General features: G+C 41.3%; 15 protein-coding genes and 1 other RNA gene. 13 read left to right on the top strand and 3 right to left on the bottom strand.

Annotated elements, in window-relative coordinates:
- Window positions 1–614: 614 nt before the first annotated feature.
- The 5 genes from ACXAF2_RS08815 (at window position 615) to ACXAF2_RS08795 (ending at window position 5,894) form a co-directional block, all read left to right on the top strand.
- Window positions 615–1,361 (top strand): alpha/beta hydrolase, encoded by a 747-nt coding sequence (locus ACXAF2_RS08815; RefSeq protein WP_475138214.1) that lies wholly within the window; start codon window positions 615–617, stop codon window positions 1,359–1,361.
- Window positions 1,362–1,388: 27 nt separating this feature from the next.
- Window positions 1,389–3,731, top strand: a complete 2,343-nt coding sequence (rnr, locus tag ACXAF2_RS08810; protein WP_475138213.1) for a ribonuclease R — start codon at window positions 1,389–1,391, stop codon at window positions 3,729–3,731.
- Between the two features lie 119 nt (window positions 3,732–3,850).
- A complete protein-coding gene (smpB, locus tag ACXAF2_RS08805; protein ID WP_044338267.1) occupies window positions 3,851–4,321 on the top strand; it encodes an SsrA-binding protein SmpB in 471 nt (156 codons plus the stop codon).
- Window positions 4,322–4,479: 158 nt separating this feature from the next.
- Window positions 4,480–4,820, top strand: a transfer-messenger RNA (tmRNA) gene (gene ssrA, locus ACXAF2_RS08800).
- Window positions 4,821–5,594: 774 nt separating this feature from the next.
- Entirely contained in the window at window positions 5,595–5,894 is a 300-nt protein-coding gene (locus ACXAF2_RS08795; protein ID WP_475138212.1) for a hypothetical protein, read from the top strand.
- 103 nt (window positions 5,895–5,997) lie between these two features.
- Here ACXAF2_RS08795 and ACXAF2_RS08790 read toward each other — a convergent pair whose 3' ends face one another.
- Window positions 5,998–6,168: a hypothetical protein gene (locus tag ACXAF2_RS08790; RefSeq protein ID WP_475138211.1), complete on the bottom strand. Its 171-nt coding sequence runs from the start codon at window positions 6,166–6,168 to the stop codon at window positions 5,998–6,000.
- 203 nt (window positions 6,169–6,371) lie between these two features.
- On the opposite strand from ACXAF2_RS08790, the gene ACXAF2_RS08785 reads away from it, so the two are divergent.
- Window positions 6,372–6,878 (top strand): undecaprenyl-diphosphatase, encoded by a 507-nt coding sequence (locus ACXAF2_RS08785; RefSeq protein ID WP_475138210.1) that lies wholly within the window; start codon window positions 6,372–6,374, stop codon window positions 6,876–6,878.
- 20 nt (window positions 6,879–6,898) lie between these two features.
- Here the strand turns inward: ACXAF2_RS08785 and ACXAF2_RS08780 are convergent, their stop codons facing one another.
- Window positions 6,899–7,813 carry a superoxide dismutase gene (locus tag ACXAF2_RS08780; protein ID WP_475138209.1) on the bottom strand — a complete coding sequence of 305 codons (915 nt, stop codon included), beginning with the start codon at window positions 7,811–7,813 and terminating at the stop codon, window positions 6,899–6,901.
- Window positions 7,814–8,164: 351 nt separating this feature from the next.
- Here ACXAF2_RS08780 and qoxA point away from each other — a divergent pair, with 351 nt between their 5' ends.
- From qoxA to ACXAF2_RS08750, 6 genes are all read left to right on the top strand, one after another.
- Complete coding sequence (gene qoxA, locus ACXAF2_RS08775; protein WP_475138208.1) at window positions 8,165–9,190, top strand: cytochrome aa3 quinol oxidase subunit II; 1,026 nt, start codon at window positions 8,165–8,167, stop codon at window positions 9,188–9,190.
- A gap of 16 nt (window positions 9,191–9,206) precedes the next feature.
- A complete protein-coding gene (qoxB, locus tag ACXAF2_RS08770) occupies window positions 9,207–11,171 on the top strand; it encodes a cytochrome aa3 quinol oxidase subunit I (RefSeq protein ID WP_475138207.1) in 1,965 nt (654 codons plus the stop codon).
- 2 nt (window positions 11,172–11,173) lie between these two features.
- Complete coding sequence (qoxC, locus tag ACXAF2_RS08765; protein WP_148970166.1) at window positions 11,174–11,785, top strand: cytochrome aa3 quinol oxidase subunit III; 612 nt, start codon at window positions 11,174–11,176, stop codon at window positions 11,783–11,785.
- Window positions 11,785–12,084, top strand: coding sequence for a cytochrome aa3 quinol oxidase subunit IV (gene qoxD, locus ACXAF2_RS08760; RefSeq protein WP_475138206.1), 300 nt, complete (start codon window positions 11,785–11,787; stop codon window positions 12,082–12,084). The genes qoxC and qoxD overlap by 1 nt, the downstream gene beginning before the upstream one ends.
- Window positions 12,085–12,721: 637 nt before the next feature.
- Window positions 12,722–13,360 (top strand): GNAT family N-acetyltransferase, encoded by a 639-nt coding sequence (locus tag ACXAF2_RS08755; protein WP_475138205.1) that lies wholly within the window; start codon window positions 12,722–12,724, stop codon window positions 13,358–13,360.
- The gene (locus ACXAF2_RS08750; protein WP_475139163.1) at window positions 13,360–14,322 is read left to right on the top strand and encodes an alpha/beta hydrolase; all 963 of its coding nucleotides are present in this window, start codon (window positions 13,360–13,362) and stop codon (window positions 14,320–14,322) included. Before ACXAF2_RS08755 ends, ACXAF2_RS08750 begins: the two co-directional genes overlap by 1 nt.
- A gap of 80 nt (window positions 14,323–14,402) precedes the next feature.
- Here the strand turns inward: ACXAF2_RS08750 and ACXAF2_RS08745 are convergent, their stop codons facing one another.
- Window positions 14,403–14,825 (bottom strand): VOC family protein, encoded by a 423-nt coding sequence (locus tag ACXAF2_RS08745; protein WP_475138204.1) that lies wholly within the window; start codon window positions 14,823–14,825, stop codon window positions 14,403–14,405.
- Window positions 14,826–15,159: 334 nt separating this feature from the next.
- On the opposite strand from ACXAF2_RS08745, the gene aspA reads away from it, so the two are divergent.
- Window positions 15,160–16,590 (top strand): aspartate ammonia-lyase, encoded by a 1,431-nt coding sequence (gene aspA / locus ACXAF2_RS08740; protein ID WP_475138203.1) that lies wholly within the window; start codon window positions 15,160–15,162, stop codon window positions 16,588–16,590.
- The last annotated feature ends 79 nt before the right edge of the window (window positions 16,591–16,669 follow it).

Raw genomic sequence — 16,669 nt, 5'->3', positions numbered from 1 at the left:
ACTTAAGGCAATTTTAGCAAAGAAGAGATAACAAACACTCGAAGGGAATTAGTGTATCTAATATAATGCGGAAATATACTTATACATACGATGGAAAAAAGCTTTTTGAAAAAATGAATGACATATTCATTAGTTTATAATCTCATGCTTAGAAAGTTGATTCTCGCTGCAGGTGCTCGACTCCTGCGGGAAAAGCGGGAAAGTTGAGACCCCACAGGGCGAAGCCCGAGGAGGCTCAACTCACGCCCCGCGGAAAGCGAGCACCTGGAGCGGAAATCAACCAGCACTCACTCTTTCGACGGGAATCTTAAAAAAGAGTTCTGAAACAAACAAAAACTAAACTGTTTTTTCAAGCGAAATATTGGATTGTCTGACCAATGTTTGCTAAAAATAGAGAAGAAGAGTGGTTTAAACGATCGTTTAATCGAACGAAGCCTTTGGTATCAAGCTTTTCCATAACTAATCAAACGTTTGTTTAACAAAAATCAATCAAAAATCACAGTACATAAGGAAATCATTTAAACAATCGTTTAACAGGTTGAGGCCCTGCAACTCAAGGTTCCAATCAACTAATCAAACGTTTGTTTAAAATCAGATAAAAGGAGTCACTAGCTATGAAAACCGTATTACCAAAACCATTCACCTTTGAAGCAGGTCCCCGTGCCGTTTTATTACTTCACGGATTCACTGGGAATTCCGCGGACGTCCGGATGCTAGGCCGTTACTTAGAAAAGAAAGGCTATTCATCCCATGCCCCTCACTATAAGGGACATGGTGTACCACCAGAAGAATTGGTTCATACGGGACCTGAAGATTGGTGGCAGGATGTCATGGACGGATATGAGCATTTGAAGAGTAAGGGATATGAAGAGATTGCTGTTGCCGGTCTTTCCCTTGGAGGGGTATTTTCTCTTAAATTAGGTTACACTGTACCTGTAAAGGGTATTGTCCCTATGTGTGCGCCGATGTATATAAAAAGTGAAGAAGTCATGTATAAAGGGGTCGTGGATTACGCCCGTGAATTTAAGAAATTTGAAGGAAAACCAGAAGAACAAATTGAAAAAGAAATAGAAGAGTTTAAGAAAACGCCGATGAATACATTGAAGGCACTGCAGGAATTGATTGCAGACGTGCGTGAAAATGTGGATATGATCTATTCACCGACGTTTGTTGTACAGGCAAGGCATGACCATATGATCAATACGGATTCTGCGAATATCATCTATGATAACGTTGAATCCGATGACAAAGACATTAAGTGGTACGAAGAGTCCGGTCATGTGATTACATTAGATAAAGAAAAAGAACAGCTTCATGAAGACGTCTACGGTTTCTTGGAGAAATTGGACTGGATGGTTTAATGAATTCGATGATCAGGAGGGATTGTCATGGACGAAAATATTAAAGGGCATGTGGATAGACTCCTTTCCTACATGAAGGAAGAAGCATACAAGCCATTGACGGTACAGGAGCTTGAAGAAGCATTCGGAATTGAAGGGTCCACGAACTTCAAGGAATTCGTAAAGGCTCTTGTCGTAATGGAAGAGAAAGGGCTGGTCGTACGCACAAGAAGTAACCGCTACGGCTTACCTGAAAAAATGAATCTGGTAAGAGGGAAAGTATCCGCTCATGCAAAAGGATTTGCGTTTGTGATACCGGAAGAATCAGGAATGGACGATATCTTCATCCCTCCTAATGAAACGAATAACGCCATGCACGGCGATATCGTATTAGTAAGAGTATCTACTTCTTCATCAGGTTCCAGAAGAGAAGGAACCGTTGTAAGAATCGTAGAGCGCGGTGTCGACCAAATGGTTGGGACGTTCACGGAAAGTAAACATTTTGGATTCGTCATACCGGATGATAAGAAGTTTGCCAGTGATATCTTTATCCCAAAGTCTGCTCAAATGGGTGCAACGGAAGGCCATAAGGTCGTCGTGAAATTAACTTCCTATCCTGAAGGGCGCAAGAGTGCAGAGGGTGAGGTCATTGAGATCCTTGGTCATAAAAATGATCCAGGAGTCGATATTCTCTCTATCATCCATAAACACGGAATTGACATCGAATTCCCTGAAGAAGTCATGGATCAGGCGAATAATGTGCCAAGTGAAATCGACGAATCAGAAATCCCGAATCGGAGAGACCTGCGTGACCAGACGATCGTGACGATTGATGGTGCTGACGCCAAGGACTTGGACGATGCTGTGACTGTAACGAAGCTTACCAATGGAAACTACAAGCTTGGGGTACATATTGCTGACGTAACGTACTATGTAAAAGAAAGCTCTCCGATTGACCAGGAAGCTTTTGATAGAGGTACATCCGTATATTTGGTAGACCGGGTCATCCCAATGATTCCGCACCGATTATCAAACGGAATTTGCTCTCTTAATCCCAAGGTGGACCGTTTGACTCTATCATGTGATATGGAGATTTCACCTGAGGGGGATGTCGTGAAACACGAAATCTTCCAAAGTGTCATTAAGACAACCGAACGAATGACATATTCAGATGTGAATAAGATTCTTGTGGATAAAGATGAAGAACTTCGTAAAAAATACGAGCCTTTGGTACCGATGTTCGAGGAAATGGAAGACTTGGCACAGGTTCTCCGTACGAAACGTATGAAACGTGGAGCCATCGACTTTGATTTCAAAGAAGCGAAAGTGCTTGTAGATGAAGAAGGAGAACCGACGGATGTGGTCCTGCGTGAACGTTCAGTAGCCGAAAAGCTGATCGAAGAGTTCATGTTAGTGGCGAATGAGACGGTTGCTGAGCATTTCCACTGGATGGAAGTACCGTTCATCTATCGTATCCATGAAGATCCAAAAGAAGATAAGCTGCAGCGCTTTTTCGAATTCATTACAAATTTCGGCTTGATTGTAAAAGGGACAGCCAATTCGATCCATCCACGGGCTCTCCAGGAGATTGTCGAGGACGTACAAGGGCAGCCTGAAGAAATGGTTGTATCGACAATGATGCTGCGGTCCATGCAGCAAGCGAAATACGATCCTGAAAGCTTAGGACACTTTGGACTCGCTACAGAGTTCTATACTCATTTCACATCACCGATCCGTCGTTACCCTGACTTGATTGTTCATCGCTTAATCAGGACTTACCTGATTGAAGGCAAGATTGACCAGGCAACACGGGAAAAATGGGGCGCGCAAATGGGCCATATCGCTGAGCACACGTCAAGCCGCGAGCGACGAGCGGTAGATGCAGAACGTGAGACAGATGAGCTGAAAAAAGCAGAATACATGGAAGACAAAGTGGGAGAAGAATACGACGGTATCATCAGTTCCGTTACGAACTTCGGAATGTTTGTCGAACTCCCTAACACAATTGAAGGTCTTGTCCATGTGAGTTATATGACGGACGACTACTACCGGTTTGATGAGCGTCATCTTGCCATGATCGGTGAAAGAACGGCAAACGTATTCCGGATCGGAGACGAGATCACAGTTCGTGTCGTGAGCGTCAATAAAGATGAGCGAGCCATCGACTTTGAAATCGTAGGAATGAAGAATAATCGCAAGGAACGGGAAGAACGTGTCCGCTCGATCCGCTCTGATAAAGGAAAATCGGACCGTGGAAAATCGAATCGATCTTCAGACCGAAAAAAGGACGGAGAATGGTCAACACGTCCACCGAAAAACAACAAGAAGAAAAAAACGAATAAGAAACACTTTGAAAATGCGCCTAGAAGCAAACGCAAAAAGAAGAAATAAAGGTTCAGGAGCAATGGGATAACCTTTGCTCCTTTTCTTTTCCAAGTGTAACAATACAATTTTTCTAAGATATATGAGATAATAATGAGTAAACCAGCGGAAAGACTAGGGGGATTCCAATGCCAAAGGGAGAAGGCAAGCTTATTGCCCAAAATAAAAAAGCGCGTCATGACTATGCCGTAGAAGAAACATATGAGGCGGGTCTTGTGCTGCAAGGAACAGAAATCAAAGCGATCCGTGGTGGTCGTGTAAACTTGAAAGATTCTTTTGCCCGTGTCCAAAATGGAGAAATTTTCGTTCATAATATGCACATCAGTCCCTATGAACAAGGAAATCGATTTAATCACGAACCTCTCCGAACACGTAAGCTCCTGCTTCACAAAAAGCAAATCAATAAGCTGATCGGTGATTCCAAAGAAGCAGGGTACTCCATCGTTCCTTTGAAGCTATACATCAAAAACGGTGTGGCAAAGCTTCTGATCGGTCTTGCCCGTGGTAAGAAGAAGTATGACAAACGTGAAGATCTGAAACGTAAAGAAGCGAACCGCTCTATCCAGAGAGAACTTGCTCAGCGTCAAAAAGGTATGTGATTGTACAGATTTCCGGAATCTGGTATTTGCAATTATCTCAGGATTTGTTATACTAATAGATGTCGCGAGGTAATCTTGTGGCTGTAAGAACAATTGAATAAGTGACTTACACGCTGAACTTATTCTTTCCCGTTCTTCCCTTTCTATCATGGGGACGTTACGGATTCGACAGGGATAGTTCGAGCTTGGGTTGCGAGCCGTGGGGATCGTCCACGATAAAACGTCAAAGCCAATAATAACTGGCAAAACTAACAATAACTTAGCTTTAGCTGCGTAATAGCGCTTTAGCTGTTCCTCCCTCCATCGCCTATGTGGTAGGGTAAGGGACTCACTCTTAGTAGGCTACGCCGGAGTCCACCGTCTGAGGACAAAGGAAGAGATCAATCAGACTAGCTGCACGGACGCCCGTCGATAGGCAGAAGCTGCAGTGAACTTGCGAATATATCGACTACGCTCGTAGACGCTTAAGTGGCGATGTTTCTGGACGTGGGTTCGATTAGTTATAGTCGCCTTATGTGGCAACACATAAGTGAAAATTTGGCTTTATCGGTGAAACCTAAGTCACACACAGTGTGATAAGGCAATGCCGAGCGGTATGTGGAGCAATCCAACAGCCGTGTATCGACTTATAGGCTGCCGAAGCTCGGTAGTACTAGGATGCGGAATTTATATCTCTCAACAGATAAATCTATATTTCGCATAATACGCCAAAGGACCTCTACTACAGGTTCAAGATATAGTCAGTGCCATGTCGAAAGCATGGAAGTGCACGTCCCACCGTCTCCACCAAATACATATTTGGTGGTTTTTTGTTTTTTATAATTTGAAAAACTCATCTTCAAACGTTAATTTTTGCTTTAGACATTCTTGATTGTATTTCCCATTTCTAATTGTTACTCTATCATAATGTTTAAGGATCCAGTCCGCACGTTTTCTCTTCTTTTCCACTTTAAGAAAAGCTTAGCTTCCCAATCTTTCAACTCCTATCATTCAATTTGATCTTCGATTTTGTAGCTCATATCCCCCTTAGTTAATCATTACCCCCATAAAGTGATTAAATCAACTGCATTGATGGAATTTTTTATAAATTCTCTAAATCTTATGACTTGTTAAGTTTCCCTGCTGCAATTTAAATCTGTTTCACTATTTTGGATAATTAAGTCAGTTCAAGCCTATATCAAAACATTGCCAGCATTTTTATATTCCTGAATGCCAATATTAAATGATGAAATGGAGTTTTGCTATCCAAATCAAAAAGGAGGAAGTGGTTGAAATGCTTAACTGGATAACAGCGTTTTTAAATACAGGGGGAAGACAAAGACAAAACATTTTAAAAATGTTTGGGATGAAAAGAAACAACAGAGGTATGTTGTGGGTATCTTTATTAGGTCTAGGTGTCAGTGCAGCGATGTTTGGGTTTGGGAGGAATCAAAACAGACATTTGCTTCAACCATTTCAAAATATCCTAAATAATATAAGTACTCGATCAAATAGCCAAATGCCCAATGCTGCTGCCCTTACAGAATTTTCAAAGGAATTATTACCCGATAAAAGTCCTTTAACAAATAGATAAAATTCAGTTAATAAAAATGCCTATTTTAATGTAGGCATTTTTATTTTTAGAAAGTGAATATTCAGCTTTTTTATATTTGACATTCTTAAGTTACTACCAAAAACTATATTTCAATATCATCAGCATTTGTTGCGTTTTTTGACATATCCTCATCAATCATGATGGTTTCCTTTGGTAGAGAAGGGTCAAAGTATGGAGGATGTTGTTCGGAATGCTTAGTCTCATCTTGTTTGTAATAATGATTCTTTTCCTTGTGGTCCCGTTGAATTGACATGATCATCACCTCATATTTATTATCTATTCATTTTACATTTCCCCATCCCTATTCTTTCTATGTGAAAAATAAGTCAGACTCAGGAAGGATAAATAACTAAAATTCAATCATTTCAATGCCTCTAGAGAATTCTTTTATCAGTTATACATACTTCTTGCTTATTAGGGAATTTTATTTGTATCCCTAAAAAAGGAGATATTCTTATGGACTACGAAGTATTCAAGGCAATCAATCGGCTTTCTGGACGCTGTTCTCCAATGGATCACCTCATGATATTCATTTCGAAAAAAATGCGTTTTGTGTTTATTTTTGTTTTGATTTTCATGTGGTTTAGAAGTGACGCGTACAGAAAAATGTCTCGTAATGCCATTAAGTCTTCGGCAATTACTTTGCTTCTGCACGCTGTGATTAAGTTTTTTTACTTTAAACCACGTCCATTTGTGAAACAACGGGTTGGCATACTCATTCCCTCAAAGTTAGATTCTTCATTTCCAAGTAAGCATACCCTTCTTGTATTTGCGGTATCTGCTTCTATCTTTCTTTATGACCGTGTCCTTGGTTCAATCCTTGGGGTATTATCTGTGCTGACAGGTTTTTCTCGTATTTGGTTGGGACATCATTATCCATCTGATATTATCGGTAGTGCCTTTATTGCCAACATGACAAGCATTATTGTGGCTAAATTCACGAATGAAGGAAGGCCCCACTGAGTTTAGGTTCACTTTACCGATCAGTAAGCCTTCCATTTTACTTTTCTGGCTTCGTTGTAACGATTTTCAACTTCCTTCCAATTGACGATATTCCACCAATTTTCTACATATTTCCCTCTGTTATTTTCATATTGTAAGTAATAGGCATGCTCCCAGACATCCAGTACGAGGAGGGGAATGACGTCCCATTGGCTCAGGTTTTGATGTTTCTCCGCTTGTAATATTTCAAGACGGTTCGATCGGGGAGACCATATGAGAATTGACCATCCTACGGCTTCTACATTTTTGGCTGCTTCTGAGAAATGACGCTTGAATTGATCAAAACTTCCAAACCACTGATTGATTTCAGTTAAAAATGCGCCTTGAGGTTTGCCGCCGCCTTGAGGCGCCATTACATTCCAAAAGATTGTATGCAAATAATGTCCCGCTCCATTAAATGCCGCTTCTCGTTCCCAATGTTTAATCAATGAATAATCATTCTTTTTTCTGGCTTTCTCCATTTCCTTTTCAGCTTTATTAAGCCCATCTACATAACTTTGGTGATGTTTATCATGATGGAGCCTCATGATTCTCCGGTCGATGTAAGGTTCAAGGGCTTCATAGGAATAAGGGAGCCGGGGCAGTTTATGTCCCCCAATGGGTGTTGGAGTGTGATTTCTCTTCTCAAGGTCTTCCCTTATAATCCCTATTGTTTTCCATTGTTCAGTTAAACTGAAATAGGTTAGTTCCAGTTGATGTGCCGTATGATGATCAATCAGGTTACGGTTCATTTTGATTTGCTCAACTTGATTGACGAAATTGTCCAAATGATCGCTATATAAAATGGTCTCTTCACAAATCGGAAGCTGATTGAGATTGCATGCTCTGTTCCATTCCTCGATCAAATGTAAAGCTCGCAGGTCCATATCATCCAATAAACGCTGTACCTCGCTCATATTATCCCGCCTTTCTTCATCTTTACACTATATGTAATTCATGCAATTTTTAATTCCTACTCTGTAAGGGAGTAATAAAAGGTGAATTGCAGGAGAAGGTTATTGTGTAAATCTGTATTATTCTGAATAATCGATCCATAAACCGCTCTCAAAATTATTCTCGAATAATTTTGAGAGTTATTTTTTTGAGTTGTGAGCATTTCTTTCCAACATTGTTACCGTTCTGTGAATAAACTTCGACGAAATTTCGAAAATCTGTTTAAAGTTGAGTGAAACAAGGGTACCTTTTAATAGAATTTGATAGTATAGGTCTACAGTGATAAATCCGACATAAAGGAAGGTGAACTCCCTATGTTTAATAAATTCAAGCCATACTTGATTGTGTTGATCAGTCTGGTTTCATTATTTTTCATCATTATATTCAGTTCGGGAAGTGAAATGATCATTCTCGATCCGAAAGGACCTGTTGGGGCCCTGCAGAAAGATCTGATCATGCTGTCAATCTACTATATGCTTGGCATTATGGTGGTCGTTCTTTCCTTCTTTACTGTTATTCTCCTAAAATATCGTAGCAGTAAAAAGGATAGTGATTACAAGCCCGAAATGCACGGGAGTACGAAATTAGAAATTATATGGACGCTTATTCCTGTATTGATTGTCATTGCCTTGTCTATCCCAAATACAAAGGCATTATATGAATTAAAGGAAGCTCCAAAAGCAACAGCTCATAAAGATCCGATTGTGATCCATGCTACTGCTGCGGATTGGAAATGGATCTTCAGTTATCCGGAGGAAGGGATTGAGACCGTTAATTATATCAACGTTCCCGAGGATCATCCGATTTTATTCAAAGTGACGGCTGCTGATTCCATGGCTTCTTTCTGGGTGCCGCAACTTGGCGGACAGATTTATGGGATGCCGGGAATGGTGAATGATTTATACTTACAGGCTGATGAGCCGGGTACTTATGATGGAAGAAACTCAAACTTCACTGGTGAAGGAATGACACACCAAAAGTTTGATTTTGTTGCGTTAGAAGAAGAGAAGTATGAAGAGTGGGTTCAAGATGCTCAGGAAAATGAGCCAAAATTAACGGAAGAAACATATGAAAAACTCATGCTGCCTGACACGGTTGATAAAATGACCTTTTCATCCACTCATTTAGCCTTTGTTGACCATGGAAAGAATTCTGAATATGCCATGGCGATCCGTGAGAAGTATGGTGTGGAGGCCTCTTCACATGGTGCGGATAAAGATGCTGAGTCAGGTCATGGAAATCACGGTGGTCACGGTGATCACGGAGACAAGGAAGACCATGATAACCATGACGAAGAAGAGCATAAAGATCATGAAAATAACGAAGGACATGAGCACTAAGAAAGGAGGACTCTAGATGTTTGATTTTATTAAAGATAATTTAATCCTCAATGATCCATTGATTCTTGGAGCCAACATTTCCATCGTTTTCACTGTAATAGGGATCGTCGCGACCCTTACGTACTTTAAAAAGTGGAAATGGCTGTGGAATGACTGGATCACGAGTGTTGATCATAAAAAAATCGGGATCATGTATATTATTGCTGCATTGATCATGCTCTTCCGCGGAGGAGTCGATGCCCTTTTAATGAGGGCGCAATTAACGGTGCCTAACAATGAATTTTTATCATCACAGCACTACAATGAAATCTTTACAACTCATGGTACGATCATGATTCTATTCATGGCGATGCCATTTCTATTGGGATTAATGAACGTCGTCGTTCCCCTGCAAATCGGGGCAAGAGACGTCGCCTTTCCATTCCTGAATAACTTAAGTTTCTGGTCATTCATGTTTGGGGCGATCCTTTTCAATATGTCATTCGTATTCGGTGGATCACCGGATGCCGGATGGACGAACTACGCACCATTGGCAATTGAAGGGAGTCCCGGACCGGGAATTAACTATTACCTTCTTGGCTTGCAGATTTCCGGAATTGGTACGTTATTAACGGGGATCAACTTTGTTGTCACGATAATCAAAATGCGTGCACCAGGCATGACGCTTCTTCGTATGCCGATGTTCACATGGACGACATTGATCACAGCATTCATCATTGTATTTGCTTTCCCGATCTTAACGGTGACATTGGCGTTGATGACATTTGACCGATTATTCGGTACGCATTTCTTCACGCTGACAGCAGGCGGGAATCCGATGCTCTGGTCGAATTTATTCTGGTTATGGGGACACCCGGAAGTATATATCGTTATTTTGCCTGCTTTCGGTATCTTTTCAGAAATCATTGCAACATTTGCAAGAAAAACATTGTTTGGTTATAAATCGATGATCATTTCACTTGTAGCCATTTCAGGGTTAAGCTTCGTTGTGTGGGTTCACCATTTCTTCACGATGGGCGGAAGCGCTGCGGTTAACAGTGTATTCTCGATTTCAACGATGGCGATTGCCATACCGACCGGGATCAAGATATTCAACTGGCTGGGTACCCTTTACAAGGGACGGATTGAATTTACCGTCGCCATGATGTGGTCCGTTGCGTTCATTCCCACCTTCCTGATCGGTGGAGTGACAGGGGTCATGCTCGGTATGGCTGCAGCCGACTTCCAATATCACAACAACTACTTCCTGGTTGCTCACTTCCACTACACGCTGATTGCCGGTGTGGTATTTGCCTGCTTCGCAGGACTCGTGTACTGGTATCCAAAAATGTTTGGACATAAGATGAATGAACGCATAGGGAAATGGGCTTTCTGGTTCTTCTCTATCGGTTTCAATGTATGTTTCTTACCGCAATTCGTCTTAGGATTTTCCGGTATGCCAAGACGTGTGTACACGTACGGACCAGAAGACGGCTGGATGGCATTGAACGTCATCTCTTCTGTCGGGGCTTTCGGAATGGGAGTAGGATTCATGATCATTGTCTATAACGTTTATTACAGCTACCGTTTTGCCAAACGGGAACTATCAGGGGATGCTTGGGATGGACGTACGCTTGAATGGGCAACTAGTTCGGCGATTCCACCTCATTATAACTTCGCTCATGTTCCTGAAGTGAAGAGTGCGGATGCATTCTACTATATGAAGCAAGAAAGTAAAGACTCCGGTAAGCCTGAAAAGGTAGAATATAAACCGATCCATATGCCGAGCAATGCAGGGACACCATTCATCATGTCCGGGTTATTCTTCGTTGGTGGATTTGGCTTGGTGTTTGAACTGTGGTGGATGGCGATTCTTGCCCTTATCGGTATCTTCGGATGCATGGCCTACCGTTCACTATTCTCACACAAACAGGACGCTGGTTACTATGTAAGTGTGGAAGAAATAGAAAAAGCAGAAAATCCGTATAAGAGGGAGGCGTGAATATGGCACATAGTACGAATGTAGATCCAAATACGCCACTTGAATATCAATCGGAGATCGGCAAACTGAATATTTTTGGATTCTGGGTTTTCCTGGGTGCGGAAGTAGCTCTATTTGCCACTATTTTCGCGACATTCTTTGCCCTTGAAAGCGGCACGGTTGGAGGTCCGCTTCCATCTGAAGTGTTTGATCTGAAGAATACAATCATCATGACGTTACTATTATTAATCAGTAGTTTCACGTCAGGGTTATCAATAAATGAATTAAGAAGAAGAAATGTCAAAGGGATGATGGTCTGGCTGATCATCACATTGCTCTTTGGCGCAGGGTTCCTTTACATGGAAATCACGGAATTCCTTCATCTGATCCATGAGGGAGCCGCCATGGGAACCAATGCTTACTGGTCTTCATTCTATCTATTGACCGGTACGCATGGTCTACACGTATCATTAGGTATCCTATGGATCATACTTGTGATGTTCCAGGTGAAAAGACAAGGCTTAAATCCAGATACCGCTAAAAAACTATTTGTATCCAGCTTGTATTGGCACTTCTTGGACTTTGTATGGATCTTCGTGTTTACAAGCGTGTACTTACTAGGGATGGTGGGATAATGGATCACAATACAGCGAATCATAGTCGTATTCCTTGGACACAGATCATTGGTTTTGTCTTATCGATTGCATTGACATTCTTAGCCGTTTGGTTCGGACTATATGCAGGACTGGCATACAATGTGATGGTTGCTCTTGTATTTGTTCTTGCCTTTATCCAGGCGGCAATCCAACTGTTTATGTTCATGCACGTAACAGAAGGAGAAGGCAAATGGCAGGTAGGAAAAATGATGTCAGCTGCATTTATCGCCCTTGTAATTGTACTTGGATCGATTTGGGTATTGAGCAATATGCATTAAAGATTGACCGAAAGAGGTTGTTGAATTCTATTTCAGCAGCCTCTTTTTTTATTGGCTCTTTTCGAAAAGATTGTTGTTTTTTCTAGCATAGAATCTGCCAGGGCTCTGTCAACCAGTTTATGCTGGATGGTGAGGGGAACTGCTCCGCTTGCAGCTAGCGTTCGGCCGAGCCTCTTCAGCTTAGCCGACACGCCCAAAATCCGCCGGAGTCTGCGCAGTTCCCCTCACCATCTTAAACAGTATTTTCATGATAGAAGTTCAAGGTGTGCAAGAAAACAATGTCACTAAAAAAATACCTTCTTTCTTAAAATGAAATTCAATCTCTATGTACCTTAAATGAGATTGTTTGCTAAAATTCTTGTTATTATTGATTTCCATTAAGGATACATGCTTAGAAAGTTGATTGGAGCATCCTGGAGCGGAAATCAACTATTACTTTCTCCTCTACAATAGCAACAAACTACACGAAAAGAGCCTTTTTATTGTTGGCTTTTTTCGCAAAGTCTGGTCAGAAAGTATACATAGGTCAAAAGGTTGGTTGACAAGTGTAATCATAAATTCATATAATATCAATATATGTGATAATGATAATCATTATCACTATAGTTGAATACGTGAATGAACAGGGGGATAGGCCATGATTAAAACAGTTAATGAATCAGAATTCTTTATAATAAAAGGGGACAAGGCAGACAACTTCTTGTTCCGTCCGGTGGATTTCGAACGGGATTTGTCCACTCTCCATGAATGGATGCATCAACCTCATATTGCCCCATTTTGGAAGTTGAACCTGCCGATGTCAGAGTTTAAACATTGGTTAAAGCAGTCTATCGAAGCAGATCATAAAGATATTTACATAGGAACATATAACGGAGAACCAGTGTGTTACCTGATTGCCTACTCCATTGAAAAAGATCCAATCAAGGAATTCTATGAGTATCAGAATGGAGATTTAGGTATGCACTTATTGATTGGTCCCAGAGCATATTTAAATAGAGAAGACGGACTTTCAATGATTAGAGCGATGATCATTTTTTTATTTGATCACTATAAGGATGCAAGCAGAATTATCGGAGAACCTGACATTCGCAATCGGATTGTGATACCAATATTAAAAAAATTGGGAGGGGAAGTAATAAGCAAAATTAATCTACAGAATAAAAAAGCTTCGTTGATTGTGGGAGAGAGAGATTCGGTAATTGAGAAAATGAAGGATGAGAATATTCAGGTAGAGTGGCTGAAATCTATGAATTCGCAAAGGAATGAATTAGTTTGATGAAAGTGAAGGCACCTCTTAATCCTCAAGTAAGCGAACTATTACATACGATTCGTGAGAAAATGAAAGAACTTAATCATCCCCCATTGGATATTCTGACTCCAGAGCAATCCAGAGAATACTATAAAAGTGCCAGAGAATTCTTCACGACAATTTCCGTCGATGGTTTAGTGGTTGAAGATACCTTCATTCCTTCATCAGAGGGCCATGACATTCCGGTTCGAATCTATACACCAAGTGGAGAGGGTCCTTACCCTGTCCTCATTTACTCTCATGGGGGAGGCTGGGTATTTGGAGATTTGGATAGCGCAGATAACCTATGCAGGTATTTTTCTAAGCATGCCGGCATCGTCGTCGTTTCTGTCGGTTATCGACTCGCCCCTGAACATAAATATCCTTCAGCGTTTCAGGATGTAATTGAATCCATTAAATGGACATTTAGGAATGGGGAAAGATTAAAAGGGGACATAACTAAAATCGCCGTTGGTGGTGAAAGCTCGGGAGGCAATTTGGCGGCCGCTGCTGCCATATACTTCAGGGATTATGAAGAATACAAGTTGTTCCTTCAAGTACTCATCACCCCGGTTATGGACTATAACTTTGACACACTTTCTTACAGGGAAAATCATACATACAATCTAACAAACGAAAAAATGAAATGGTTTTGGCAACACTATTTGAATGATCCTTCTGAAGGCTCGGATGTATATGTTTCACCCCTAAGAGTACACTCAATGGACGGTTTGCCAGAAACACTGCTTGTTACAGCTGAATTTGACCCTCTGAGAGAGGAAGGGTTGGCTTTCGGTGAACGTCTGGAGAAGGCGTGCGTAAATGTAGAGCTGCTGCATTATGAAGATATGGTCCATAGTTTCATTAACATGATAGGAACGGTGGATGGAGCCAAACATGCCCTGGATGAAATCACTATAAAGCTTAAAGCTATGATGTACATTGGTTGAGCCAGCGAATGTTAAAAAAGGTTATAGAAACGTTAAAGTTTCTATAACCTTAATCAATTGATGACTAAATAAAAAACGATTTACACGTCTTCACTCTCATAGTTAAACTGCCACTGAATACCAAATTTATCGGTAACCTGACCGTACAACTTACTCCAGAACGTCTCCTGAAGCTCCATATCGACTTTACCGCCTTCTTTCAATTTGTGGAAACGGGTCGTTAACTCTTCAGTATTCTTACTTACCAGAGCAAGGGTGATATTGTTACCTTCTACAAAAGGCATATCAGGAAACACATCTGAAAACATGACGTTGCTGCCATCGATTGTCAGTCTTGTATGTAATACCAGGTTCTTAGCTTCTTCAGGAAGGGGATAATCAGGGTGGGGAGGTGCCTCCGCAAATGTCATGATCTGTGGTGGCTCGGTACCGAATACCTCTGCATAATACTCAACGGCTTCTCGACAATTTCCATTAAAATTAAGGTAAACATTGACTGACATGTCTATCACTCCTATTGATTATAATGACTACATTTTTTATTGTATCATCATCACATCAATACTAGTTATAAAAAAATGAATAATCAAAAAATTTTACAAAAAGGAAGCGAGATTTTGCTTCAGAGCCTGAGACACTTTGTGGATAAAAAGGGTGTCATAAAATATTGTGTTAAACCCCAATATCTTTCATTCAAGCGTATTTCTTAAGAAATGCGTTTTTTTTATGGAGAGTAATGAAATTATTGGGGTTTTGGCATTAATCGTTGCCTCCTGTGTCAGGAATTGATAGAATCATCAATTAGAGTAACTGTAATTCGAAAATAAGGAGAAAAAAATGATAAATGTCACTAGTGGATTTAGAATCGAAAAAGATTTTCTTGGAGAAAAAGAAGTACCTGAAGATGTGTACTATGGAATTCAGACCTTACGGGCAGTGGAAAACTTTCCGGTTACGGGGTACAAAATCCATAAAGAGATGATCGATGCCTTGGCAGTCGTGAAGAAAGCGGCAGCACTGGCAAACATGGAAACCACACGTCTTTATGACGGGATCGGTCAAGCCATCGTGCAAGCATCTGATGAAATATTGGAAGGGAAGCTTCATGAATTCTTCATCGTCGATCCCATCCAGGGAGGGGCAGGGACTTCCATCAACATGAACGCTAATGAAGTCATTGCCAATCGTGCCCTTGAGCTCATGTCCCATCGTAAAGGGGAATATGGCAAGGTAAGCCCGAACAGTCATGTGAATATGTCACAGTCAACGAATGACGTATTCCCGACAGTCATCCATATCTCCACTCTGAAATTAGTAGAGAAACTTCTTATCACCATGGAACATATGCTGAACGCCTTTAAAAAGAAAGCACAGGAGTTTGATCACGTTATTAAAATGGGACGTACCCACCTGCAGGATGCTGTCCCGATTCGCCTTGGCCAGGAATTTGAAGCATATAGCAGGGTAGTGGAGCGTGATATTAAACGGATCGGACGAACTCGGGATCACCTCTATGAAGTAAATATGGGGGCGACTGCAGTAGGAACTGGATTAAACGCGGATCCTGTTTATATCAAGAGTGTTGTGAAGCATCTGGCTGATATCAGTGGTTTGCCACTTACCGGGGCTGAGCACCTTGTCGATGCTACGCAAAATACCGACGCATACACGGAAGTTTCGGCTGCATTGAAGGTATGTATGGTCAATATGTCCAAGATCGCCAATGACCTGCGCATGATGGCTTCAGGGCCACGGGCCGGACTTGGTGAAATTTCATTACCGGCAAGACAGCCTGGTTCTTCCATTATGCCTGGTAAAGTGAATCCGGTCATGCCGGAATTGATCAATCAAGTAGCCTTCCAGGTCATGGGGAATGATCAGACCATCTCCTTGGCGTCAGAAGCCGGCCAGCTTGAACTGAACGTGATGGAGCCAGTACTCGTATTCAACCTCCTTCAATCCATCAGTATCATGAACAATGCGTTCAGAAGCTTTACGGACAATTGTCTTGTCGGGATCGAAGCGAACGAAACACGTATGAAGGAATATGTTGAAAATAGTGTGGGAATCATTACAGCTGTGAATCCTCACTTAGGGTATGAAGTCGTATCCAGAATCGCCAGGGAAGCCATTCTTAAAGGAAAATCAGTGAGAGAGCTTTGTCTGGAATATGATGTGCTGACCGAGGAAGAGCTTGATTTGATTTTGAATCCTTATGAAATGACGAATCCGGGGATTGCGGGACGAGTGTTATTTGATCGGGAATAGGTTTTAACCAGAATAACAAATGAAGAGAAATTTCCCTTTATGAATAGGGGAGGTTTCTCTTTTCTTATTTTTAGAAAGA

It is taken from the genome of Rossellomorea sp. ABR4_004, from assembly GCF_056159585.1.
Note: the sequence above shows the minus strand (reverse complement) of the source record. Positions and strands in the feature narration are given on the sequence as shown.

What these genes read in the sequence shown, in the direction of transcription:
- ACXAF2_RS08815 (WP_475138214.1), top strand. Translation starts at nt 615, where the DNA reads ATGAAAACCGTATTACCAAAACCATTCACCTTTGAAGCAGGTCCCCGT.
- rnr (WP_475138213.1), top strand. Translation starts at nt 1,389, where the DNA reads ATGGACGAAAATATTAAAGGGCATGTGGATAGACTCCTTTCCTACATG.
- smpB (WP_044338267.1), top strand. Translation starts at nt 3,851, where the DNA reads ATGCCAAAGGGAGAAGGCAAGCTTATTGCCCAAAATAAAAAAGCGCGT.
- ACXAF2_RS08795 (WP_475138212.1), top strand. Translation starts at nt 5,595, where the DNA reads ATGCTTAACTGGATAACAGCGTTTTTAAATACAGGGGGAAGACAAAGA.
- ACXAF2_RS08790 (WP_475138211.1), bottom strand. Translation starts at nt 6,168, where the DNA reads ATGTCAATTCAACGGGACCACAAGGAAAAGAATCATTATTACAAACAA.
- ACXAF2_RS08785 (WP_475138210.1), top strand. Translation starts at nt 6,372, where the DNA reads ATGGACTACGAAGTATTCAAGGCAATCAATCGGCTTTCTGGACGCTGT.
- ACXAF2_RS08780 (WP_475138209.1), bottom strand. Translation starts at nt 7,813, where the DNA reads ATGAGCGAGGTACAGCGTTTATTGGATGATATGGACCTGCGAGCTTTA.
- qoxA (WP_475138208.1), top strand. Translation starts at nt 8,165, where the DNA reads ATGTTTAATAAATTCAAGCCATACTTGATTGTGTTGATCAGTCTGGTT.
- qoxB (WP_475138207.1), top strand. Translation starts at nt 9,207, where the DNA reads ATGTTTGATTTTATTAAAGATAATTTAATCCTCAATGATCCATTGATT.
- qoxC (WP_148970166.1), top strand. Translation starts at nt 11,174, where the DNA reads ATGGCACATAGTACGAATGTAGATCCAAATACGCCACTTGAATATCAA.
- qoxD (WP_475138206.1), top strand. Translation starts at nt 11,785, where the DNA reads ATGGATCACAATACAGCGAATCATAGTCGTATTCCTTGGACACAGATC.
- ACXAF2_RS08755 (WP_475138205.1), top strand. Translation starts at nt 12,722, where the DNA reads ATGATTAAAACAGTTAATGAATCAGAATTCTTTATAATAAAAGGGGAC.
- ACXAF2_RS08750 (WP_475139163.1), top strand. Translation starts at nt 13,360, where the DNA reads ATGAAAGTGAAGGCACCTCTTAATCCTCAAGTAAGCGAACTATTACAT.
- ACXAF2_RS08745 (WP_475138204.1), bottom strand. Translation starts at nt 14,825, where the DNA reads ATGTCAGTCAATGTTTACCTTAATTTTAATGGAAATTGTCGAGAAGCC.
- aspA (WP_475138203.1), top strand. Translation starts at nt 15,160, where the DNA reads ATGATAAATGTCACTAGTGGATTTAGAATCGAAAAAGATTTTCTTGGA.